Here is a 22,444-nt window from a genome sequence, read left to right as displayed (position 1 = left end):
GTCTTGTGTTGTAACTCGTGCAGTAAGGAGTGTTCGTGATGCCAACAGCCGGTCGTCTTATTGCAGCGGCGGTGTTGGCCGCGATGGGGTGGTGTGCATCGTTTCTGATCGCACCGCTGATGGTGGAAGATCCCCCGTTTGAATGGTTTGCACAAATCAATGCAGCAGCAGGGTTTATGGTTGGCTGGACGGTGATCGGCCCTCGGGTCAAGTCCGCTGCAAAAGGCATCGTTGTTCACGGGCTGACTGGCGCGTTTGCGTGGGTTTTCTGGGCACTGTTGGCGCACTCAACGATCAAAATGCTCGAGCTATCTTTGCGCAAGCAATACGATCAAGCGATGGAAGCAGTCATTGCTGTTTTTGAAATCGCTTTTGAAGACCTGCAGGTTATGGCAAGCGGTAGCGTGATTTTTGTTGTGCTTGGCGGAGGTGTTTTGGCGGCTTATCTAGGCGCAAAAGCGGCGCAGGCTTTTGATAAACCAGGCTTGCCGTGATGCCTAGTGAAGTGGATGGTGAAGAAGATATGCCAGCGGCAAACGGGTCTTTGATTGTCTACGGCACGCTGCGTGACGCCGCATTACGCCAGGTAATTCTAGGGCAGACTGATCATTTGCGCCTTAGCGACGTGATGCTTGAGGGCTATCGGGTCAGCCAAGTACTGGGCGAAAGTTTTCCAATCATTGAAGCCGCAAAAGGCCAATCGGCGAAAGCGCTGCGCATTGATGGCCTTAGTCCGAATGAACGAGCGCGTTTGGATTTTTACGAAAGCGGTTTTGCCTATGATGTGGTGCAAATTGACGGGGCGGACATCTACATGCCTCCGCGTGGTCAATGGCAGGCAGAGGGGGCGTGGTCCCTAAGTCAGTGGCAGCACGACTTTGGCGCAGTTAGCCGCATGGCTGCTGCGGAAGTGATGAGTTATTTTGGCCAGCTGAGCGGTGCGGATGTGGCCGCGCGCTTTGGCATGATCCGCGCACGGGCTGCGTCAAGATTGCGGGCCGAAGCGGGGAGCAGGCCTGTAGATGGCCGCCTGTCGCGCGATGACGTTGCACTTTTAGGGCACCGCACGCCGTATTTTAATTTCTTCGCGATGGATGAGATGGATCTGTCATTCAAGCGTTTCGATGGGTCAAGCAGTCCAGTCGTGACCCGTGCGGCGTTCAAAAGTGCTGATGCTGCGATTGTGCTGCCCTATGATCCGGTGCGCGATAGGGTCCTTTTGGTTGAGCAGTTTCGCGTCGGTCCGTATCTGCGCGGTGCGTCTGATTGTTGGTCTATGGAGCCAATTGCAGGTCTTATTGATGCGTTTGAGGCACCCCAAGATGCGGCACACCGCGAGGCTATGGAAGAAGCGGGGCTAAAGTTCAGCGCGCTTCATGCTGTTGCTGAGGCCTATCCAAGCCCCGGTTCATCGACCGAGTTTTTCTATCTTTACGTGGGAACCGCTGATTTGCCGGATGACATCACGGGCGTTGGCGGAGAAGAAGGTGAGGCCGAAGATATCGCCTCGCACCTTCTGAGTTTTGACGCGTTTATGAAGGTAGCTGACGGGGGTGGTTTGAAAAACGCCCCGACTTTACTCTTGGCTTTGTGGCTGGCGCGGCACCGCGATGAGATTCGGGCAGGGATTGCACAGGCACATTCTTAATTGCTTGCGCTTACGCGGTTCAAATCGCGCGCTAATTGGTTGAGATCACCCCCGCGCTGGCCTACATCTGAGACAACACCAAAATAGAAGGGACCGCTCGATGCGCGTTGTAAAAGATCTCGCTGACGCAGTCGGCAACACCCCGTTGATCCGCCTCAAAGCAGCAAGTGCCGCCACGGGCTGTGATATTTACGGCAAAGCCGAGTTCCTAAACCCCGGTCAGTCGGTCAAAGACCGCGCAGCGCTTTACATTATTAAGGACGCCGTTGCCCGTGGTGATCTGAAACCGGGTGGCACAATCGTTGAGGGTACGGCGGGCAACACGGGCATCGGACTTGCCTTGATGGGCGCCTCAATGGGCTTCAAGACCGTCATCGTTATCCCAGAGACCCAAAGCCAAGAAAAGAAAGATATGCTTGAGCTCGCTGGCGCGACTTTGGTTCAGGTTCCTGCGGCACCTTACAAAAATCCGAACAATTATGTGCGTTATTCAGAACGGCTGGCGAATGAACTGGCAAAGACAGAGCCAAATGGCGCCATTTGGGCGAACCAATTCGACAACGTTGCAAACCGCCAAGCCCATATCGAGACAACGGGCCCCGAAATTTGGGAACAAACCGGCGGCAAGGTTGATGGCTTTATCTGTGCTGTAGGTTCTGGTGGAACGATGGCCGGTGTTGGCATGGCGTTGCAAAGCAAGGGCGTAAAGATCGGCCTTGCGGATCCAGATGGCGCGGCACTTCACAGCTTTTACACCACTGGCGCGCTAGCATCTAGCGGGGGCAGCATCACCGAAGGGATCGGGCAGGGGCGCATCACGGCCAATCTAGATGGGTTCACGCCCGATATGTCGTTCAACATCCCGGATGCAGAAGCAGTGCCGATCGTGTTTGATTTGCTCGCAAACGAAGGTTTGGTTCTTGGTGGTTCAAGCGGTGTTAACGTCGCTGGCGCGATGCGTATGGCTCGTGAAATGGGGCCGGGCCATACGATTGTGACGATCCTGTGCGATTACGGCACACGCTACCAATCCAAGCTCTTCAACCCAGCGTTTTTGCGTGAAAAAGGCCTGCCTGTACCAGAGTGGCTTGATCAAAAGGCAAATGATATTCCCTCAGTCTTTGAAAGCGCTGAATGAGCTTGAACGACATTTACCGCAAATCATTCGGTGAGACATGAATACAGAGCCTCTTTTCCTAACAGATGCCTATCTGCGTGTTGCAACTGGCAAAGTTGTGAGCCACACCCCTGAGGGCGGCATTGTGGTAGATCAGACAAATTTTTACGCAACGGGCGGCGGCCAGCCTGGTGATAGCGGTCAGATCACATGGCAGGGCGGTGCAATGAAGATCGCGACCTGCATCAAAGGCGAGGGGGCCTTGATCCTCGTACCTGCCGAGCCGACTGCCCTACCTGCTGTTGGCACGCAAGTTACGCAAACATTGGACTGGGAACGTCGCCACCGGATGATGCGCGTTCACACGCTTCTACACCTGCTGTCCGTAGTGATCCCGCTGCCGGTGACAGGGGGCGCAATCGCGGCAGATAAAGGACGGCTGGACTTTATGATGGAGACCCCGCCCGTGGATAAAGCAGCGATTGAAACAGAGTTGAACCGTTTGATCGACGCCAACTTTGCTGTGACAGATGCGTGGATCACAGCTGCCGAATTGGACGCAAACCCCGATTTGGTAAAGACCATGTCAGTCAAACCACCCACCGGTGCGGGAATTGTCCGGTTGGTTCGTATCGGTGATGAAACAACGCAAATTGATCTGCAACCTTGTGGTGGCACTCATGTTGAACGTACCGGCGAGATTGGTGCGATCCGGCTGGGCAAGATCGAGAAAAAGGGCAAAATCAACCGCCGTGTCTATGTGCATTTAGCGGATTGAGGCGAGGGCATCAGAATAAACGGGCTGCTATGTTGGCCTGCGCGGCCCTATTTGTGAACAATCCCCAAGAAACCACTTGATCCCCCCCACCGATTGCCGCTATTTGCCCGTCACGGACAGGTGGCCGAGTGGTCGAAGGCGCACGCCTGGAAAGTGTGTAGGCGGGAGACCGTCTCCAGGGTTCGAATCCCTGTCTGTCCGCCACCATATCCCCGCAAGTATTGAATAACATTATATTTACTGCTTCTTGGTGATTTTTGTCCCCTATTGTGTCCCCTAAAAATTACTTAGAGCTTTTCCCCCGCGCGCGTAGATGGGGCGTTGAGCGTGCTGGATACATGAATAATTCGATAATTTCGCTTGATTTGTAATCAGTAGGTACGCGGTTCGAGTCCGTATGGGGGCACCACTTAACCCTTAAAATACTTTTATTATCATTAGTTTGATGGATTAGTGGATATTTTTATCCACCCAATTATCCACCTTACGTATTGGGCTTCTGGTCGATACTTGCTCTCAATAACAGCCTGTGTAACGCGCGCCCGCACACGCGCGGCGGTGTGCTTTTGGGAGATTAGGCCCCTGTGCCAATTGTGAGGTGTGACGTGCCTATATCGCCCTCACGCGATACACCCGCACCTCGCCGTCCAATATCAGATGTGTATCTTCGCGCAGCTTCCGCATGTCCTGCTCCTCACCACAACATTACGGCACGGCGCACCAACAAGTTTACATAAGTGTGTATTTGGGGGCGAAGGTATGTTTGTAATCAGTATGTCTGCGGTTCGAGCTCGTTTTGGGCACCGCCTAATCCAAAAATGACTTTATTATCAATAAGTTGATTGATTGTTAATTTTTTCCCCCCTTAATTATCCGCTCTGGTAATGGGCTTCTGGTCAATACTTGCTCTGAAAAATAGCCTGTGGCACGCGCGTAAATGTGTGCGAGTGGACTTGGTGGCGGGTTTGCTAGAGGCAGAATGCCTTAGGCCAGACCACACTCCCACATGTATTAAGGTTGGGTGATTGGAAGGCTCAATCGAATTGATGCGCCGTCAGCTGTGTCCTGAATATCTAATTCACCTTGATGATTTTTGAGCACTCGAGCAGCAATGGCGAGACCCAGACCGCTGCCCGGACCGCCACCTGCTTGGGAAAATCGGCTTAGCGCCTGGAGGTGTCGATCAGGTGGAATGCCCACGCCATTATCAGAAATTATGACTGTGGCCATTTGGCCCGCTACGGACATGCGTACACTAACATTTGAGACTTTAGGGCCACCGTGGATGAGTGAGTTTGAAAACAAGTTCAATATTGCTTCTTGAAGCATAGTCTCATCGGCTTTGATCAAAACGATGTTCCGCGGCACGTTCAGATCAAAAGCTAACGGGCATTCTGAATGTTGGTTTTGAAAGGCCAAAACAGCATTTTTGAGCAATTGGCGCAGGTCAACTTTGGCACCTGACTGGGCAATGTCTGTACCGCTTGCGCGCTCAAATGAGAGCAGCTTGTTGGTCAGCTCACTTGCTTCTCGGGCCGCATCCAAAAGCTCGGCGCTTCGCTTTTTCGCCATTTGTGCATTTGGCGCTGTTTGCACTGCTTCGGCGAGCGCGAGGACCCCCGCAACGGGGTTGCGCAACTGATGGGCGGCATTTGAAATGAATTCGTCTTTGGAGCTTATCCGCCGCGACACCCGATTTAGCAGCCCGTTTAACGTGTTGACCAACCCTTGGGCTTCTGTTGGAACAGGGCGGCGGATGGGTTCAAGCTCGCTCGCGGTGCGCAAAGCAATGGCCCGTTCAAGCTCAAGCAGCGGGCTTAACCCAAGGCGCACGCCGAACCAGACAACAATACCAACACTAAATACCAGCCCCGCTATAACTGCAAAGGACTTGGACAAAACACTTCGCACAAAGCTGCTGCGAACACTGGCATTTTGCCACACGGTGATGTTGAAAACACCCGCCACGCCGCTGACCAAAGTCACGTCCTGAAAGCGTAGAACGCGGACGTTTTCGCCCTGATAAACACTGTTAAAATAAAACGGCTCCGTCGTGCCTTGACCCGTAAAGCTGGGCAATATGGGGGGGGTAGAGTAGCCCGTTACGAACACGCCATCTGGGGCGAAAACGTGGTAAAAGATTGTGCCACCCGAAGTGTCGGTTAGCAGCCGCCGGGTTGACGGGCTAATTGCGTCACCGTCTGACAGGGCAACATCTCGTGAAATGGCGATCGCAGCAGACAGCAGCCCTTTATCGAAGATACTTTCTGCGCGCAGTGTTGTGTTATGAAACTGCCACGCACCCGCAATGCACGAGATCACCAAAAGCGGTGGCAAAATTATCAAGATCAGCCGCGCGCGCAGCGAACGTGGTATCATGGGGCGTCTTGCTCGATCATTTCATAGCCCAAGCCACGGCGCGCCTTTATGAGGATCCCGTATGGTTTAAGTCGGGACCTTAGACGTGAAATGTAGACTTCGACTACTTTCTCTTCGATGTCCGAACCAACACCGTAAACATGATCCAGAACAGCACTTTTGGACACCAACCGCCCGTCTGCCCCTAATAGGCACTCAAAGACGGACATTTCGCGGCGCGGTAAACCTAATTCCGTTTCCCCGTCGAATAGTTGCCGTGCGTTAGGATCATAGTGCAGCGCGCCAACCGCTTTTAGCTGCTGTTGTGGGATTGCACGCCTGCGCAGTAGGGCCCGAACGCGGGCTTCGAGTTCGGCCATCTCAAATGGCTTGATCAAATAATCATCCGCGCCTGCATCAAGACCACGCACGCGGTCTTGCGTGTCAGCGCGTGCGGTCAACAAAATAACTGGCCGTGCATCAGCGCGTCGCCTCATTTCGCTTAATAAATCGAGGCCATCTGTACCGGGTAAATTGATATCCAGAATAACTAAATCCGCGCCGTCAGCCTTGAGGTAGTCTTGGGCTTCGTCCCCATTATGGACCGTATCCACAGCGTGGCCTGCGTCTTCAAGACGGTAGGTGATGCCCTTCGCAAGACTAATGTTGTCCTCAACCAGTGTGATACGCATTCAAATTTCTCTTAAGTATGAAAGTTTCATGAAAGGTTCGCAGATCAAACATGAAACATCAATCGGGGGGTGGAGGCTCCTCAGTGATTCTATTTCAACCGCTCTGTTTGTGCGGAAAAAATCTGGGAGGATTTTATGTTTAATTTGAAAACTACGCGTCGCGTAGCTGCGGGGCTTGTGGCTGCTGCAGCTGCTACTTTTGGATTGCAAGCGAACGCGGGTGGTCATGGTATCAATCTTGAGGGCAAAACTGTTGAGTGGATCATTCCATTCTCTGAAACGGGTGGCTCTGCCAAATGGGCTAACTTCTACGCACCACTTTTGTCAGAGGCCCTTCCGGGCGAGCCAACAGTCGTTGTGAAATTCATGCCTGGTGCTGGCTCCACGAAAGGGGCGAACTTTTTCCAAGAGCAGCGTTACGAAGACGGCACACTGATTTTCGGTTCCTCAGGGTCCACACAGTTCCCGTTCTTGTTGGGCGATCCACGCGTGAAATATAACTACGCCGACTGGAACGTTGTATTGGCTTCAGGTACCGGCGGTGTGGCTTATCTGCCGCCAGAGCTTGCGTCGAAAATGGATGGTTTGAACGCGGCTGGTCTGCAAGGCACCGACTTTATTTATGGTAACCAAGGCGCGACACGTCTTGACCTTGTGCCGACGCTTGCTTGGGAAATGCTGGGACTTAATGTCGAAAGCGTAATGGGTATCAAAGGCCGCGGTGACGGTCGTTTGATGTTTGAGCGCGGTGAAGCGAACATCGATTATCAAACGTCCTCATCATATTTGTCTGGTGTTACACCGCTTGTTGAAGCGGGTACTGCAGTGCCCATGATGACTTGGGGCGCTCTTGATGACGCCGGCAACATTGTGCGGGACCCCACATTCCCTGAAATTCCTACTTTCAAAGAAGTGTGTGACGCGACCGATGGATGCGAAACATCAGGTGAAAAGTGGGATGCGTGGAAAGCGTTCTTTATTGCCGGTTTCCCCGCTCAAAAGATGGTTTTCCTTCCCCAAGGTGCATCAGCAGACGCGATGGCAACATACACAGCAGCATTTGAAGCTGTGAAGGCACGCGCCGATTTCGCCGAGATTTCAAGCAAGCGCTTGGGCAAGTATCCACAAATGACTGGTGAGGCAGCTGCAACAGCAAAAGCAAGCGCGACCATGGTGAGTGCGGATGCAAAAGCCTTTATCGTGAACTGGCTGCAAGAAAAGTACGGCGTTTCACTTAACTAAATTTCCTTCTTGAACGTCCCGCTTGCCGTGGTGGGCGGGGCGTTTGCACAAGGAAATTTTGGGGGAGCTTTCTCTTGAACGTAATATTGGAAGCGCTGCCCGCATTCGGCGACGCTTGGGCACTCATTTTACAACCGGTCGTCTTGGGGTACCTCGTGTTAGGGGTTCTGATGGGCCTTTGCATTGGGGTTTTCCCCGGGCTTGGCGGTATTGCGGGGCTGTCGCTTCTTCTGCCTTTCATGTTCGGTATGGACCCAATTTTGGGCTTGGCGTTGATGATTGGGATGGTTGCTGTTGTCCCCACATCAGACACCTTTGCCTCTGTGTTGATGGGCATTCCCGGCTCCTCCGCATCTCAAGCCACGGTGCTTGATGGCTTTCCTATGGCGCGCAAAGGCAAGGCCGCCCATGCGCTATCGGCTGCGTTCACATCCTCACTTTTTGGCGGGCTGGTCGGGGCGAGTTTTCTGACGGTCTTTATCTTGATCGCCCGTCCGATTGTATTGGAGTTCCGCACGCCGGAACTGTTGATGATCACAATATTCGGGCTGTCGATGGTTGGTATTTTGGCAGGCCGTGTTGCGATTAAGGGTGTTGTCGCCGCTGGTCTTGGGATGTTGATCGGTACCATTGGTGAAGGTGCGTCTTCTGGTGATTTGCGGATGTCGTCGTACGATTTTCCGTATCTTACTGACGGATTGAAACTGGTCATTGTGGGCTTGGGCATTTTTGCCATTCCTGAGATTATTGCGCTGCTTCGACAAGACCGCGCTATTAGCAGTGAACCACAGATTGGCGGGGGCTGGATCGACGGCATTCGAGATTGGTTTGCCAATATTTGGCTGTCGGTGAGGTGCTCCATCATTGGTGTTGTTGTGGGTGTTATTCCTGGGCTAGGGGGCTCTGTTGTGGATTGGATCGCCTATGGTCACGCGGTTCAGACAACAAAGGAAAAATCCAACTTCGGAAATGGAGAAGTGCGCGGCGTGATTGGGCCAGAAAGCTCAAACAACGCCAAAGAGGGCGGTGGTTTGGTGCCGACGTTGTTGTTCGGGATTCCCGGATCCGGCTCTATGGCAATTTTTATCGGGGCTATTGCGCTGCTTGGCTCTGGCCAGATCGAAGTTGGCCCTGCGATGCTCAAGAATAATCTCGATATCACTTACGCGATTGTATGGTTGCTCGCCCTCGCAAACGTCGTTGGCACAATCGTTTGCATCGCAGCATCTGGCGGGATCGCCAAGTTGACCACCATCAGGTTTGTTCTTCTTGCCCCGTTTCTCTTTATGATAATCAGCTTTGCGGCGTTTCAGTCGGGTCAAAACCTCATGGATTTGGTCGCACTGTTCACGATTGGCTTCCTTGGCATTTTGATGCGCCGCTTTGATTGGTCTCGCCCGGCGTTTTTGATTGGTTTCGTGCTGTCTAACCCCGCTGAAACCTATGCCAACCAAGCCATCCAAATCGCTCAGTCCCGCTTTCGCAAAGGCTTCGGTGAAGGGCTGGATTACATCTTTTCACCAATTGTGATCGTTTTGTTGGTTATCACAATCATTTCGGTGGTCTTAGGCTTGCGTCAAGCCAAGCACATCATGGCCGAGGGAGACAGCAAGTCCGGCTCTAAGCGTGCGCCGATGATCTTCATGCTGATGGTTACGGCCTTCATTGGGTACGCCCTTTTTGATGCGAGCTCGATCCCCAGTTACAGTCGTGACAGAACGTTCCCAATTTTTGTCGCCAGTGTCTGTTTGATTGGCTGCGCCATATTGATTGTTCGTATGATCTGGGTTGCCGAGACCGATACCATCTTTGCAGACCGTGAGCTGAGTGGCGAAGATGCGGGCGCGACGCACGGGCTTTGGTCCACACTCGGTTGGTTTGCCGCACTGCTCATCCTGACGTCACTTCTTGGATTTATCCTCGCCTTAGGCATCTTTTTGTTCAGCTTCATGATGATCAGAGCGCGCAAAGGTGCCCTGTTTTCAGCCGCATATACTGTCATCGGCACCGCATTCATTTGCGCGATGGCTTGGACGCTAAATCGCGACTTTCCTCCGGGGCTTTTGCAAGAATACGCAACACTTCCATGGCCGCTGACATGACACAAACACCCATTCCCTATCTACTTATGCGCGGCGGCACATCTCGCGGGCCATATTTGAACCGCGCTGATCTTCCGGCTGATCTTGAGACGTTAGCCGATGTGTTAATCGCAATTGTGGGCTCGGGCCATTCGCTCAACATTGATGGGCTTGGGGGCGGTGCTGCAGTCACGACCAAAGTAGCGATGCTGTCTAAATCGGACGACGATTGGGCCGATGTCGACTACTTCTTTGCCCAAGTCAGCGTGAAAGATAGGCTTGTTGATTTCAAACCCACATGCGGCAATATTTTGACAGGTGTTGGCCCTGCAGCAATCGAGATGGGGTTGTTTGAGCCTATTGACGGCGAAACCACAGTAAACATTCGTGCGGTAAACACAGAAGCGCGCGTTTCATCGGTCGTACAGACACCCAACCGTGTTGTCAGTTACGAGGGCAGGGCAGCCATTGACGGTGTTCCCGGAACATGCGCGCCCATAGCTCTACAATTCATGGAAACTGTAGGCGGTGTGACGGGTGCATTTTTGCCAACTGGAAAGCTGACCGATGAAATCGACGGCGTCACAGTCACCTGCATGGACGTGGCGATGCCCATGGTGATTGCCTCTGCGCAGAGCTTTGGCCTGACTGGGTACGAAAGCGTTAATGAATTAGACGAGAACCGTGAATTTTTCCAATGCATGGAAACGATTAGGCAAAAAGCAGGCGTGTTGATGGGAATGGGGGATGTCTCTCAATCCGTTACGCCAAAATTTGGCATACTGGCACCTGCAAGGGCAGGCGGGACAATTTCTGCACGATACTTTATGCCTTGGAACACTCATCCCTCGATGGCAGTAACCGGGGCACAATGCTTGGCATCATGTGTGTTGACCCCGGGCACAGTAGCTGACGGAATGGCCGTCAAGCCAAATGAAATACCTGCAAACATTGTGTTGGAACACGCATCGGGCAGTATTGAAGTGGCCGTTGATTATGCCGATACGGCCGCAGGTTTCGAAATCAAATCCGCAGGTCTTGTGCGTACCGCACGCAAAATCGCCGCAGGAGAGGTCTTTATCCCTTCGCGAATTTGGGCGGGTCACGTAAACAACGGTCACGCGGATATGGAGGGGTGATGAAAGTTCACATTCTTGATGATTGGTTCGACACGTTACGGAACTTGCCGTGCTTTTCTAAGCTAGATGATCACGATGTCACTGTTTGGTCAGACCATGAGCCTGATCCGGTTAAACTTGCCGCTCGAATGCAGGAGGCCGAAGCGCTGGTCTTGTTTCGCGAGCGCACGAAAGTGGGTGCGCAACTTCTTGCGGGAATGCCAAACCTGAAATTGATTTCACAGCGTAGTGTCTATCCGCACGTCGACGTTGATGCGTGTACGCTCCACAACGTGTTGCTGTGTTCGAACATGCATTCAGACGCGCCTTCCTATGCAGCAGCTGAGCACACGTTGGCTCTTATCTTGGCGAGCTTTCGACAAATACCGCAACAGACCAGTTCGATCAAAGCGGGCAACTGGCAGGCCGGTGTCGGGCGCACGCTTCGGGGGCGGGTTCTGGGGCTATACGGCAACGGACGCATTGCGGGCGCCGTGTCAGATTATGCCAAAGCATTGGGCATGAAGGTGCAATGGTGGGGGTCCGAGGACGGACGGATGCGTGCAAAAGAAGCAGGCGAGACTGTCCCCGCCACGCGTGAGGCATTTTTCGCCACATCTGACATTGTAAGTGTGCATGTCCGACTAAAGTCAGAAACCAAAGGGCTGATCACCAAAGCGGATTTAGCGGCCATGAAACCGCGCGCATTATTTGTGAACACATCGCGTTCGGGCCTTGTGCAAACGGGCGCGCTTGAGGCGGTTGTGGCGCAGGGCCAGTTGCACGCGGCTGTTGATGTTTTCGACCAAGAACCGCTCACGGACCAAACCAATATTCTGCTCACGCACCCTAACGTGGTTGCGACCCCGCACATCGGTTTTGTGACAGAGGATGAATTTGATTTACAGTTCAGCGATATTTTTGACCAAATTAACGCCTTCGCCGCGGGACAGCCGATCAATATGATCAATCCCGAAGTCTTTCCTTAGGGCGTGCTTTGTCTTTTGACAAAGCCGTCCGTCATGGCACGCTCAACAAAAGCGTCTAATGCGGAAATACGCGGGTCCGCCGGATTTGGCAGGGCCATTGCTTGCCTGACTGATGTCAGGGCGTCAGGTAAAACTCGGATGTCCGGCTTGTCCGCAAATGCTGCCTCAAGCGAGGCACGCACCCCAGCCACTGCATCGTAACTGCCCGAACCAAATTCCTCAAAGCTTTGCATGGGCGTGCCTGACCGGATGAGTTGGGCCAATCTGAGATTTTTGGTCAAAAAAAGATCATAGGCCGAGCCTTTGGCTGTCAGCACACGTCGACCTTCGTGGTCCAGATCGGAACAGTGTGTGAAACTTGAGGCTGTGCGCACCGCATAGGTTGCTTCGATAACTTTGTAGGGTCTTGTAAAGGTAATCTGCTGCGCGCGCGCCTCATCAATTGCTAGGAACGCGACATCCCACTTATCCCGTCCCGCATCTGCGAAAACTTTGCCAGCGCCCTCGTACACAACATGCTGTAACGGCACGCCGAGTTCTTGGGCCAACCGTGTTGCAAGGGCAGGGCTGATCCCTTTGAAATGCGCCCCGTCTCCTCTGACAAGGGCGCGGTTACCGGTGTTGATCGCGGCGCGCAACACCCCTGTGGGGGCAAGCAGTTTCGCACCCTCATTTTGCATTATTCATCTTTTCAAATAATCGGCCAAATAGCGGCGCGCCCAAGATAACTACAAAAATACGCAAAACGTGGTGTGAGATCACAAATGCCATATCCGCCCCGACAATCAAGGCAAGCACCGTTAGCTCGGCTTGCCCGCCCGGTGCAAAAGCCAAAATGGTCTCCATTGGAGGCGCCAGATCGGCAAGGTGAATGGCCTCGGCGAAAATGACGGTCAGTACCAGTAGAATGACACAAAAGCCGATGCCCGCTGTGACGTCTCTGCGCACCTCACCCATTGTAACGCCTGCATATTTACAGCCTACGCCCATTCCGATGAAGAACTGTGCGGCCCAAATAGCCTCGGCTGGTGGACGGTGTTGTAACACGCCAAGCAGCGACATCGCGGCAGCAAGCAACAAGGGCCCCAAAATAGTTGCGCCAAACATTCGGACACGTTTTGCCAGATACCATCCAACAAGCCCGCAAAATATCATGAGCAACAGTTGTTCTGCCGCGATTGAAGACGCGGGCGCGCCCGGTGGGTTACTCAAGTCTGCGTCCCAAACCCAGCTGAGCAAGAATGGCAGAGACACCACGATGATCATAACGCGGGTGGCGTGAATAAGGGACAGTGTACGGATATTACCGCCCGCTTCTTCACCAAAAACCAGCATATCCTGAAGGCCGCCTGGCATGGACGAGTAGTAGCTTGTCGCGAAATCAAGCCCCCAAAACCGTTGAAAGTAAAACAGACCGACAATGCCGATGCATCCGGTCATAACGGGGATCATCAACAAGGTCGGCCACATTCCCGTCATCGAGACCAAAAGCGTTGTGGTAAATGTGGCACCGACAGCCACGCCCAAAATTGTACGCATGGTGTCACTGACCCACTTTGTGTCACGCATCGGCACGCCTGCAAGTGCTGCGCCGAGACAGGCAAAGATTGGGCCCAAGAGCCAAGGCAGGGGGAGATCAAGCAATTTAAAACCGGCCACTCCCGCACCCGCGATCAAAAATGCGTATAGGCGCGGGCTCACTTTTGTAGCCCCTTCAGTCTGTGCCGAAGCGATGTTTGCAAATGTTCGTCAGCGGCTTTGCCTGCCGCTGCTTGATCCGAAGACCTGATTGCGTCGATGATTTCTGCGTGTTGCGCATGCACCGTCTGTATGCGTGATTCATCATCAAGCGTCGTTGGTCCAAGTAGCATGAGTGCATTATTGAGTGCGCGTGCTGCTTCCAACAAGAACCGATTTCTTGTGGCAAGATAGATGCTGCGATGGAAATCTTGATTAAGTGCAGCGGCACGTTGTGTATCCGACCCCACTTTTTCAATTTGGTCGTTGATATCACTCAGCAGGTCAATTTCTGCCGCGCTTGCGTGTTTTGCAGCCATTTCTGCGGCGGTACGCTCAAGTACCAATCGCATTTCATAGAGCTCAACAATCTCTGGCGAGGACAGCGTTCTTATCACCGCGCCAATCCGTGGGCGATGCTCAACAATTCCGTCATTCTCAAGCTTGCGCAGTGCTTCTCGAACGGGGGTGCGGGACAGCTCAAGTTGCTGGGACACATCGATTTCGCGTAGCCGGTCTCCCGGTCGAAACTGCCCGCTTCGGATCGCGTCATAGAGTCGACGATAGGCAATTTCGCCCTGTGACATGTCTTGCCAATCCGTATTAGTCATTCTAGATGTCCGTATTGTATCCAAGTGGATACAATATAGATGTTAGGGAGAAGCGCCAGTGGCAAAATCAATCATCGTAGTTGGAACTGGAAACGCGGCTCTATGTGCTGCAATTGCAGCACTTGAATCGGGCGCAAAAGTTACGCTGTTAGAAAAAGCCGACGAGGCGCTGGCCGGCGGCAACACCAAATATACCGCAGGAGCGATGCGCTTTGCCTATAACGGTGCAGATGATTTGATGCCGCTGCTTAAGGACCCCAACGATCAAAGAGTCCAAAACGCAGATTTCGGACGCTATGACACAGAGCAATTTGCCAATGATTTGCTGGGCTTTAACGACGGGCGCCCTTTGTCTGACGAACAATACGCGCTGGTACACAATTCAGGTGATACAATGCGTTGGCTGGCGTCTCATGATGTGAAATTCGAACCGATCTACAGTCGCCAAAGTTTTGAAAAAGACGGCCGTCACGTATTTTGGGGTGGGCTTACGTTGGCTGCTGAAAACGAAGGCGTAGGTCTTTTTGATATGGAGTTTGCCGCAGTGACGCGGCTTGGTGGAACTGTCCGCTACAACAGTGCCGTAACTGGATTAATCATACAAAATGAACGCGTGGTTGGTGTAAAAATCGGCGGCGAAGAGCTATATGCCGACGCTGTGATTTTGGCATCTGGTGGCTTTGAGGCAAATGATGCGTTGCGAGTGAAACACATGGGACCGGATTGGGCGGCTGCCAAAGTGCGCGGGACACCGCATAACACAGGCGATGGGCTTGTCATGGCGCTTGAGGCTGGTGCTGCAGAATATGGGCCGTATTCGGGCTGCCACGCCACGCCAATGGATTTGCATATGGCCGATTTTGGGAATCTCGACATTCCGCCGGGAGAGCGTAAAAATTACCGCAAAATCTCGTATTTTCTGGGTGTGATGCTAAACGCAGATGGCCAACGTTTCGTTGATGAGGGGGCGAATTTCCGCAATTATACGTATGCGCAATACGGCGCGGCCATCTTGAAGCAGCCGGGTCAATTTGCATGGCAGGTGTTTGATAGCAAAGTATACGATCTGCTTTACGCAGAGTATCGCTTTCATGATGCTCATTTTGTTACAGCGCACACATTGGATGATTTGATCGATCAAATGAGCGGTGTAGACGGTGATGCGGCGCGTGCCACGCTGAGCGAATATAACGCCGCCGTCGATGCAGATACGCTTTTTGACCCGACAATTTTGGATGGAAAAGCCGCTGTCGGTGTGAGCCCGCCTAAATCAAACTGGGCTCAAACGCTCGATACTGGTCCGTTTTATGCCTATCCAGTGACCGGTGGGATTACTTTTACGTATGGGGGCCTAAAAGTTGATCCGGACGGAAGTGTTTTGTCAGTTGAGGGACGTAAAATACCGGGGCTATTTGCCTGTGGTGAAATCGTAGGCGGAGTGTTTTATGCAGGCTACCCGGGTGGTTCTGGCCTTACATCAGGCGCGGTCTTTGGACGTCGTGCGGGATACGGTGCTGCTGCCTAGTTGATTTCTGATGCAGACCCCAAAAAAGAGCGCCCCGCTTTCGCGAGACGCCCTTCTTTGGGACAGGGAGGTATCCTATGGGTTGCGCGAGACTTAGAAGTTCGCGAGTGACTTCAGTGATGCGACGCGCGCTGTGTCGTTGTCTTGCTCAGCCAGATCGATCAAGAAAGCGTAGTCCACGCCGCCCTGCGCGTTATCACCGTTTTCCAGTGATTTCAGCGAGGCAACCTGTGCTGTGTCATTGTCCTGCTCTGCGTTTTCGATCAGCGATGCGAAATCAACAGATGTGCCGCGGCTTGAGACACGGGCGCTGTCGAGAGTTTGGCCCAAGAAGAAGTTCAGCTGTGCTACGTCTTGGTCTTGGCGAGCGTTAATGATGTTAACCAATGTTGTGTCTGCGTAAACACCGGCGCTAACGCCTGCGGATTTAGCGAGTTGGTCAGCAGATGCTGCAGTTGCGGAAGCGGCGATTGCGATAGCTGTGAATACAGTTGCGAGTTTCATAATGTTTCCTTTCGGTGCCTTGTCTAAGGCGTTGGTTTGTTTGGGCTATATTGCCCTGTGAGTGTCGAGTGAGGCGTTAGTGCCTGTCTCGGATGAGTTGTATATGAGGGTTGTTTTTGGGTTATGATAGGCTTGTCACGAGCAGGTGATCTGTGCGGAAACGAACATCACGCCAGCGTGATTTCCCATTGTGTGCGTAGGCCCTGCGGGTGTTATTCCTATAGAAACGTCGCTCACAAGAAATGTTACACCGCCGCGATATGTTTCAGCGCGGCGGAGGGTTTTGTAATAATTTGGGTGGGTGCAGGCAGAGCAACGCCACGGCTGGGCGACTATTCGCGCGAGAAATAAATGTTTTTGTGCTGAAAATGCATTCAATCCGCGACTATTGCCTTTGCGAACGGTCCAAATGTGGAATTCTACCCGCCTTGGAGGGCACTCACTGACAGATGTCATGCGTCTATATGTTCAGAGGTTAAATTTTTCACCAAACAACACGAACTCGAATTGCCGAGGCCAGAGCATTCTGCATAATCTTAGATGCGTCAGGTGGGAGGATGATAATGAGACTCGCTACATTAACAGGGGTGACAACAGTCTTAGCTAGCATCGCTGCTGCGCAGTCCGTTCCCAATTTGCCTCAGCCGCTTGATGACGCCTCGTTTTTCGCGGTTAACCAAGCCGAGGCCGAGTTGGGACAGTTGCTCTTTTATGATCCGATCCTATCGGGCAACAAAACAATCGCTTGCGCAACCTGTCATCATCCTGATTTCGGCACGTCCGACGGGCTTACTTTGTCGTTCGGGGATGGCGGTGTTGGTCTTGGCCCGACACGACGGTTCGACCCTTCTAACATCCCAGAGGAGAGGATACCGCGAAATTCTCCGGCGTTGTTTAACCTTGGTGCGCGCGAGGTTGTCCGGCTGTTCCATGATGGCCGCCTTGAGTTTGATCCGGCGCAACCAAATGGCATACGCACACCGATGGGCGGCGACATGGCCGACGGGTTCGCGTCCATTTTGTCAGCACAGACGATGTTTCCGGTTCTAAGCCGCGATGAAATGGCGGGCTCGTTTCGCGAAAATGAGGTAGCACAGCTTGTCCGTCAGGGGCGCATCACAGGGCAGGGCGGCGCGTGGGATGTATTGGCCGAGCGGGTCCGTGACATTCCAGCCTATGTGCAAAAATTCGAAGCGGTATATCCAGATGTCACCGGACCGGAAGACATTGGGTTCACAAAAATTTCGGATGCAGTTGCCGCGTTCATGGAATTTGAGTGGCGTTCGGATACCGCGCCATTTGACGCAGTCTTGCGCGGGCAGGCAGAATTTAAAGGTTTAGCTGCGACAGGTGCTGATTTGTTCTATGGCAAGGCTAATTGCGCGCAGTGTCACTCAGGGCCTTTGCTGACGGATCAGGGCTTTCACGCGATGGCGGCGCCTCAAATCGGACCTGGGAAATCGGCCACATTTGAAACGCACCACCGCGACGATGGGCGATTTCGGGTAACGGGCAAAGAGGCGGACCGCTATGCGTTTCGCACGCCCTCGTTGCGCAATGTTGCGTTGACGGCCCCTTACGGACACGCCGGTGCACACCGTGATTTGGCTGCGTTCGTCGCCGATCACGCGGACCCTGCAGGGGCTCTTGCACGGTTTGATCGAACGCAGGTTGTCCTGCCAAGCTATGACGCGCCAGATTTCGCGGTTCTTGATGATCCCGAGCAAGTTGCCGCAATTTCCGCCGCTGTGAAGGCGGCACCTGTTTCATTAAGTGACGCGGAGATAACGGCAATTGTGACGTTCCTGAACACATTGACGGACCCAATCAGTGTGACCGGCAGATTGGGTATTCCGGATGCGGTGCCCAGTGGTTTGGACGTGCCTCGTCAAGAGGCGCGGTAGCGCGTTTAGGGCTTTGTCGGTTTCGAAATGACCACCCGCTGGTTTGCGCTGAAAGAATGCGTTGACTGGCTTTGATCGGGCCACGTTACCCTGACGTCTATCTGCTGGGCCTCGGCCAGTCCAAAGTGACGCCCCACAAGTTGACCGCCTGCATGCCCGCCACCAATGGTGTGTTGCTGCAGCTGTTTTGAGGTGCCCGTATCAACAGAGATGAGCGCGCCGATGGCATCCACGTTACCACCGGACTGACGTACGGTGATGTTAATCCAATTGCCCGTGCCTGACGTGACATTGCGGTAAAGTTCAAGCGGCGCGCGTCTGTTTGCAACGATCAAATCAAGTCGACCATCGTTGTCAAAATCAACCAGCGCCGCGCCGCGTGAGCGTTCGGTCGTTGCGACACCTGCGATGTGGGCGCGCTCTTCAAATTTGCCGTCATTCAATTGCATGAGCAAGTTATTGGGGTCACGCGTCGCCATGCCCGGCATTTGATCCACGTTGCCCTTAGCAATGAATAGATCCGCTTGCCCGTCGTTATCCACATCTGCAAACTCCGCATGCCAACCGGTTGAGGGCCGTCCGTCATCCCCAACATGGGGGCGCTGTGCATAGGTGCCAATGGCGTAGTCCGCCGCTTTATAAGTACCATCTGACTGGGCAATTTGAAGAAGCTGATCCCCCATGGAGGTCAACATAACTTCGTCGCGCCCGTCACCGTTCAGGTCACGGCTTGCAATGCCCATCCCCCAAAGGGACACGTTTTGCCATCCATCTTCGGGTCCCAAAAAGCGCTTCTCCGTGGTGTCCCACATCTGCTCAAAGCCGCCGCGCACATAATAATGCCTGTCATTAGACAGTCGCAGCGTGTGGCGACCGCGGGCATCTTGAGCGGCCAAAATAGAGAGTGGGCAATACCCGGGCGTTAGGGGCGAGGCCACATATGACCCATCGCGCGGTATCAGAATTTGGTTGTCGTCACAGGCTTCAAATGGGCCGTTGGGGTCTGATCGGTCCACGTAATTTCCAATGGCCATTGTGGGCAATTCATCCTCCCACCACGCAGTGAAGGCCGTTGACCAGCTGTCATCGGTTGGCAGGTTGAATGCCGCGCTGGCCTCGACAAACCCGCACTGTCCGTCACCTTTCAGGATCATGTTGGGACCGACGCGCAGCACAAAGAGGTCCAAGTGTCCGTCACCGTTGATGTCAATTGGGTAGGCGCCCGTGGTTCCAGTGATCTGTGGTATAGTTTGCGGGCTAAACCGCATCGCGCCGTCGTTGCGCAGTAGCAAGGCAGGCGTCTCACCACCGGCGGCAAAAATATCGGCGAAACTATCATTGTTGCAATCCAGAACGGCAATACCGCCACCAACGAAATGGTTCCAGTCACCGCTGTAAATATGTGGCGGTAGGTTTTCAGATACGTCCTCGAAAAGGGGATCTGCGGCGCTGGACAGGGGTGTCAACAAAGCTGCTGCAACTAAAGTGCCGTAACTGGCGGTGGTGCGGGGCTGGCTGCTCACGCTGTGGCGCCGGTGTGACCGCTGATCATTGTCTCGGTCAGGAACGAAAGCGCCAACGCGGTCGCCCCGCGCGCCCAGACCCGATCATCCCACGCACGAATATGAATTTGGCAGGGCTTGCTGCGCGTCGACAGCGTCATGTCTTGGGCGTCTTTAAAAATAGCCTCTGCGTAGGGGTATTCGTGCTGCATCCGGTCGCCGGCGACAATGATCAGGGGCGGGTCGAACAGCTGGATCACATTGGCAAGACCAACTGACAGGTATCGTCCCGCGCGTTTGAAAATGGCCAAGGCCGCCATGTCACCTGCTTTTGCTTTGTTGAGCAGTGTCTCAAGAATATCATCGTTTTTCAAAGCGGTGGCATCGGCAATATCAAGGGCTGTAATAGCCTCGCGGGTTAGCGCATATGCGCCCAGATACGCCTCAAGGCAGCCACGCTGGCCGCATCTGCACAATGCGCCGTCCATTTGGACTTTGGTGTGACCCAACTCAAGCCCCATCCCGTTCGAGCCGCGGTAAAGCTGCCCGTCAGAGACAAGTCCCATGCCCACCCCGTTCTCAATTGTCACAACGGCAAAGTCTGTCTTGTCGCGCCCCTCACCAAACCATTGCTCTGCCAAGGCCAGCATATTGGTGTCGTTATCGATAAAGAGCGGCACGCCGTAGCGGTGCTTGAACTCCGTGGGAAGATCTTGGTCCCCATCGGTCAAAAGGGATGACCATGTGACGGTTGCTTGGTCGTGATCAATGATGCCAGGAAGGCCGAGGCCCACTGCCTTTACCTCTGACATGGGTTTGTCGGCGTCGCTTAGGACAAGCGCGATTAGGGTGTCGATTTCTTGGAATAGGGTCGCGGTGCTGCGCCGCTTTACATCGCTTGGGACGTTAGCGGTTGCCACGATATTGCCCGTGAAGTCCGCAAGGATAGCTGAGTGCTTATTGAACGCCAACTTGATGCCGATAACATACGCTGCTTGTGGTACAATACGAAGTGCGACGCGGGGGCGACCTCGGCTTGTTGCGCGACGGGTGTCTTCGATTTCCTGCAAGACCCCTTCTGCGATCAAATCAGCAGTCAACGTGGTCACAGAGCCTGCACTGATGTCGAGTGCTTGGGTAATTTCGGCGCGCGCAGCACTTCCATGTGAGCGGACATATTCGAAAATTTGCTGCCGCAAGGGCATATCCCCGCCCTTAATTGGTGTTAACAACGGGCCGCATCCCGTTGGAATTATTTGATTTAAATTATAATTCATCAGTCAAACTTAATATCGCCAATTGTGCGCTTCTGACATGATTCCTAGTGTGTAAATCTCTTTCTGGGAAGCAAATTTGTAAAAAATCTTCGAAAAGGGCGATTTTTTATTTTGCAAACTGAAATTAATAGTGGCACCTTAACCAGCGAGTCACAAAGCTTGAGTGCCCATGTGACGGTAAACGGTTCTGGGAGGAACAACATGAAAAAGATGATTATCGGGGCAGCGATTGCAGCTGCTGGTTTTGGAACAGCAGCATTCGCAGAAGGCCACAGCGTTACTGTTGGCGTGAGCTGGTCGAACTTCCAAGAGGAGCGCTGGAAGACTGATGAAGCGGCTATCAAAGCAGCTTTGGAAGCGGCTGGTGCAACATATGTATCCGCAGACGCACAGTCCTCATCCGCAAAGCAGCTGTCAGACGTTGAAAGCCTGCTGGCCCAAGGCGTTGATGCGCTGATCATTCTTGCACAAGACGCGGCCGCTATTGGCCCAGCAGTTGATGCAGCAGACGCAGAAGGCGTGCCAGTCGTAGCATATGACCGCCTGATCGAAGACCCACGTGCGTTCTACCTCACATTTGACAACGTTGAAGTTGGCCGGATGCAGGCGCGCGCTGTTTTGGCGGCACAGCCATCTGGCAACTACGTCATGATCAAAGGCTCACCCACTGACCCGAACGCTGATTTCTTGCGCGGCGGTCAGCAGGAAGTGCTGCAAGCGTCAATCGACAGTGGTGCGATCACAATCGTGGACGAAGCCTACACAGACGGTTGGTTGCCAGCGAACGCACAGCGCAACATGGAGCAAATCCTGACAGCGAACGACAACAATGTTGATGCGGTTGTTGCATCAAACGACGGCACAGCCGGCGGTGTTGTTGCGGCGTTGACCGCGCAAGGCATGGAAGGTTTGGCAGTATCTGGTCAAGACGGTGATCACGCTGCGTTGAACCGTGTCGCACTGGGTACACAGACTGTGTCTGTCTGGAAAGACGCGCGTGATCTTGGTTTCACAGCTGGTCAAGTTGCCGTTGCGATGGCATCAGGTGCACCAATGGCATCAGTTGTCGGATCAGGCTCATGGACGTCACCTGCGGGCACCGACATGATGTCACTTTTCCTCGCACCAGTGCCAGTAACAGCTGCTAACCTGACAACAGTCACCGACGCTGGCTGGATCAGTGTTGAGAGCCTTTGCCAAGGTGTTGTGAACGGCCCAGCACCCTGTAACTAAAGCAATCTTGCTCTGGCTGGCGCCGCTGGCCAGAGCATCCCAGCTGATAAATTCCCCTCTTTTCTCGAAATGATTGTGCGACCCCTTAACTGAGTGGAGCATTGGTCGTTTTGTTGCCTGCTACCAGA

The 22,444-nt window shown here is 53.5% G+C and carries 19 protein-coding genes and 1 tRNA gene; 12 read left to right on the top strand and 8 right to left on the bottom strand.

The window, feature by feature from the left end; all coding sequences use genetic code 11:
• The first annotated feature begins 38 nt into the window (after positions 1–38).
• The 5 genes from OLX08_RS02620 (at position 39) to OLX08_RS02600 (ending at position 3,747) form a co-directional block, all read left to right on the top strand.
• Positions 39–494, top strand: a complete 456-nt coding sequence (locus OLX08_RS02620; protein ID WP_391482305.1) for a TrgA family protein — start codon at positions 39–41, stop codon at positions 492–494.
• Positions 494–1,648 (top strand): NUDIX domain-containing protein, encoded by a 1,155-nt coding sequence (locus tag OLX08_RS02615; protein ID WP_391482303.1) that lies wholly within the window; start codon positions 494–496, stop codon positions 1,646–1,648. Before OLX08_RS02620 ends, OLX08_RS02615 begins: the two co-directional genes overlap by 1 nt.
• Before the next feature lie 100 nt (positions 1,649–1,748).
• Entirely contained in the window at positions 1,749–2,786 is a 1,038-nt protein-coding gene (locus OLX08_RS02610; RefSeq protein WP_391482302.1) for a cysteine synthase A, read from the top strand.
• Between the two features lie 37 nt (positions 2,787–2,823).
• On the top strand, positions 2,824–3,543 hold the full coding sequence (locus OLX08_RS02605; protein WP_391482300.1) for an alanyl-tRNA editing protein: 720 nt from the start codon (positions 2,824–2,826) through the stop codon (positions 3,541–3,543).
• A gap of 114 nt (positions 3,544–3,657) precedes the next feature.
• Positions 3,658–3,747: transfer RNA gene (locus tag OLX08_RS02600), tRNA-Ser, on the top strand.
• A gap of 807 nt (positions 3,748–4,554) precedes the next feature.
• On the opposite strand, the gene OLX08_RS02595 is transcribed toward OLX08_RS02600, so the two are convergent.
• Together OLX08_RS02595 and OLX08_RS02590 are read right to left on the bottom strand one after the other, a co-directional pair.
• Positions 4,555–5,922 carry a sensor histidine kinase gene (locus tag OLX08_RS02595; RefSeq protein ID WP_391482299.1) on the bottom strand — a complete coding sequence of 456 codons (1,368 nt, stop codon included), beginning with the start codon at positions 5,920–5,922 and terminating at the stop codon, positions 4,555–4,557.
• Positions 5,919–6,593 (bottom strand): response regulator transcription factor, encoded by a 675-nt coding sequence (locus OLX08_RS02590; RefSeq protein WP_391482297.1) that lies wholly within the window; start codon positions 6,591–6,593, stop codon positions 5,919–5,921. The genes OLX08_RS02595 and OLX08_RS02590 overlap by 4 nt, the downstream gene beginning before the upstream one ends.
• Before the next feature lie 135 nt (positions 6,594–6,728).
• Here OLX08_RS02590 and OLX08_RS02585 point away from each other — a divergent pair, with 135 nt between their 5' ends.
• The 4 genes from OLX08_RS02585 to OLX08_RS02570 all read left to right on the top strand — a co-directional run bounded on the left by OLX08_RS02585 (position 6,729) and on the right by OLX08_RS02570 (position 12,023).
• Positions 6,729–7,835, top strand: coding sequence for a tricarboxylate transporter (locus OLX08_RS02585; RefSeq protein WP_391482296.1), 1,107 nt, complete (start codon positions 6,729–6,731; stop codon positions 7,833–7,835).
• A 74-nt stretch (positions 7,836–7,909) separates the two neighbouring features.
• Positions 7,910–9,937, top strand: coding sequence for a tripartite tricarboxylate transporter permease (locus OLX08_RS02580; protein WP_391482294.1), 2,028 nt, complete (start codon positions 7,910–7,912; stop codon positions 9,935–9,937).
• Positions 9,934–11,055: a 4-oxalomesaconate tautomerase gene (locus OLX08_RS02575; RefSeq protein ID WP_391482292.1), complete on the top strand. Its 1,122-nt coding sequence runs from the start codon at positions 9,934–9,936 to the stop codon at positions 11,053–11,055. Before OLX08_RS02580 ends, OLX08_RS02575 begins: the two co-directional genes overlap by 4 nt.
• Positions 11,055–12,023 (top strand): D-2-hydroxyacid dehydrogenase family protein, encoded by a 969-nt coding sequence (locus tag OLX08_RS02570; protein WP_391482290.1) that lies wholly within the window; start codon positions 11,055–11,057, stop codon positions 12,021–12,023. The genes OLX08_RS02575 and OLX08_RS02570 overlap by 1 nt, the downstream gene beginning before the upstream one ends.
• Here the strand turns inward: OLX08_RS02570 and OLX08_RS02565 are convergent.
• The 3 genes from OLX08_RS02565 to OLX08_RS02555 are packed head-to-tail and all read right to left on the bottom strand — an operon-like array spanning position 12,020 to position 14,371.
• Positions 12,020–12,703: a transporter substrate-binding domain-containing protein gene (locus tag OLX08_RS02565; RefSeq protein WP_391482288.1), complete on the bottom strand. Its 684-nt coding sequence runs from the start codon at positions 12,701–12,703 to the stop codon at positions 12,020–12,022. The genes OLX08_RS02570 and OLX08_RS02565 overlap by 4 nt on opposite strands.
• Positions 12,693–13,724, bottom strand: a complete 1,032-nt coding sequence (locus OLX08_RS02560) for an AbrB family transcriptional regulator (RefSeq protein ID WP_391482287.1) — start codon at positions 13,722–13,724, stop codon at positions 12,693–12,695. The genes OLX08_RS02565 and OLX08_RS02560 overlap by 11 nt, the downstream gene beginning before the upstream one ends.
• Positions 13,721–14,371 carry a GntR family transcriptional regulator gene (locus tag OLX08_RS02555; protein WP_391482285.1) on the bottom strand — a complete coding sequence of 217 codons (651 nt, stop codon included), beginning with the start codon at positions 14,369–14,371 and terminating at the stop codon, positions 13,721–13,723. Before OLX08_RS02555 ends, OLX08_RS02560 begins: the two co-directional genes overlap by 4 nt.
• Before the next feature lie 58 nt (positions 14,372–14,429).
• Here OLX08_RS02555 and tcuA point away from each other — a divergent pair, with 58 nt between their 5' ends.
• The gene (tcuA, locus tag OLX08_RS02550; RefSeq protein WP_391482284.1) at positions 14,430–15,896 is read left to right on the top strand and encodes an FAD-dependent tricarballylate dehydrogenase TcuA; all 1,467 of its coding nucleotides are present in this window, start codon (positions 14,430–14,432) and stop codon (positions 15,894–15,896) included.
• A gap of 93 nt (positions 15,897–15,989) precedes the next feature.
• Here the strand turns inward: tcuA and OLX08_RS02545 are convergent, their stop codons facing one another.
• Complete coding sequence (locus OLX08_RS02545) at positions 15,990–16,400, bottom strand: hypothetical protein (RefSeq protein ID WP_048599153.1); 411 nt, start codon at positions 16,398–16,400, stop codon at positions 15,990–15,992.
• A gap of 563 nt (positions 16,401–16,963) precedes the next feature.
• On the opposite strand from OLX08_RS02545, the gene OLX08_RS02540 reads away from it, so the two are divergent.
• Positions 16,964–18,304, top strand: coding sequence for a cytochrome-c peroxidase (locus tag OLX08_RS02540; RefSeq protein WP_391482282.1), 1,341 nt, complete (start codon positions 16,964–16,966; stop codon positions 18,302–18,304).
• A 5-nt stretch (positions 18,305–18,309) separates the two neighbouring features.
• Here OLX08_RS02540 and OLX08_RS02535 read toward each other — a convergent pair whose 3' ends face one another.
• Positions 18,310–19,827, bottom strand: coding sequence for an FG-GAP repeat domain-containing protein (locus OLX08_RS02535; RefSeq protein WP_391482280.1), 1,518 nt, complete (start codon positions 19,825–19,827; stop codon positions 18,310–18,312).
• Positions 19,824–21,011, bottom strand: a complete 1,188-nt coding sequence (locus OLX08_RS02530) for an ROK family transcriptional regulator (RefSeq protein ID WP_391482279.1) — start codon at positions 21,009–21,011, stop codon at positions 19,824–19,826. Before OLX08_RS02530 ends, OLX08_RS02535 begins: the two co-directional genes overlap by 4 nt.
• Before the next feature lie 273 nt (positions 21,012–21,284).
• On the opposite strand from OLX08_RS02530, the gene xylF reads away from it, so the two are divergent.
• The gene (xylF, locus tag OLX08_RS02525) at positions 21,285–22,316 is read left to right on the top strand and encodes a D-xylose ABC transporter substrate-binding protein (RefSeq protein WP_048597697.1); all 1,032 of its coding nucleotides are present in this window, start codon (positions 21,285–21,287) and stop codon (positions 22,314–22,316) included.
• The last annotated feature ends 128 nt before the right edge of the window (positions 22,317–22,444 follow it).

Origin of the sequence: Nereida ignava (genome assembly GCF_047114695.1) — a bacterium.
GTDB classification, from domain to species: Bacteria; Pseudomonadota; Alphaproteobacteria; order Rhodobacterales; family Rhodobacteraceae; genus Nereida; species Nereida ignava.
This window is presented reverse-complemented; position numbering and strand designations above follow the sequence as displayed.

Bases quoted from the DNA above. Each gene is read 5' to 3' on its own strand.
- OLX08_RS02565 (WP_391482288.1), bottom strand. From the start codon at position 12,703: ATGCAAAATGAGGGTGCGAAACTGCTTGCCCCCACAGGGGTGTTGCGC.
- OLX08_RS02555 (WP_391482285.1), bottom strand. From the start codon at position 14,371: ATGACTAATACGGATTGGCAAGACATGTCACAGGGCGAAATTGCCTAT.
- OLX08_RS02620 (WP_391482305.1), top strand. From the start codon at position 39: ATGCCAACAGCCGGTCGTCTTATTGCAGCGGCGGTGTTGGCCGCGATG.
- OLX08_RS02590 (WP_391482297.1), bottom strand. From the start codon at position 6,593: ATGCGTATCACACTGGTTGAGGACAACATTAGTCTTGCGAAGGGCATC.
- OLX08_RS02610 (WP_391482302.1), top strand. From the start codon at position 1,749: ATGCGCGTTGTAAAAGATCTCGCTGACGCAGTCGGCAACACCCCGTTG.
- OLX08_RS02605 (WP_391482300.1), top strand. From the start codon at position 2,824: ATGAATACAGAGCCTCTTTTCCTAACAGATGCCTATCTGCGTGTTGCA.
- OLX08_RS02530 (WP_391482279.1), bottom strand. From the start codon at position 21,011: ATGCCCTTGCGGCAGCAAATTTTCGAATATGTCCGCTCACATGGAAGT.
- OLX08_RS02540 (WP_391482282.1), top strand. From the start codon at position 16,964: ATGAGACTCGCTACATTAACAGGGGTGACAACAGTCTTAGCTAGCATC.
- xylF (WP_048597697.1), top strand. From the start codon at position 21,285: ATGAAAAAGATGATTATCGGGGCAGCGATTGCAGCTGCTGGTTTTGGA.
- OLX08_RS02595 (WP_391482299.1), bottom strand. From the start codon at position 5,922: ATGATACCACGTTCGCTGCGCGCGCGGCTGATCTTGATAATTTTGCCA.
- OLX08_RS02615 (WP_391482303.1), top strand. From the start codon at position 494: ATGCCTAGTGAAGTGGATGGTGAAGAAGATATGCCAGCGGCAAACGGG.
- OLX08_RS02585 (WP_391482296.1), top strand. From the start codon at position 6,729: ATGTTTAATTTGAAAACTACGCGTCGCGTAGCTGCGGGGCTTGTGGCT.
- OLX08_RS02570 (WP_391482290.1), top strand. From the start codon at position 11,055: ATGAAAGTTCACATTCTTGATGATTGGTTCGACACGTTACGGAACTTG.
- OLX08_RS02575 (WP_391482292.1), top strand. From the start codon at position 9,934: ATGACACAAACACCCATTCCCTATCTACTTATGCGCGGCGGCACATCT.
- OLX08_RS02545 (WP_048599153.1), bottom strand. From the start codon at position 16,400: ATGAAACTCGCAACTGTATTCACAGCTATCGCAATCGCCGCTTCCGCA.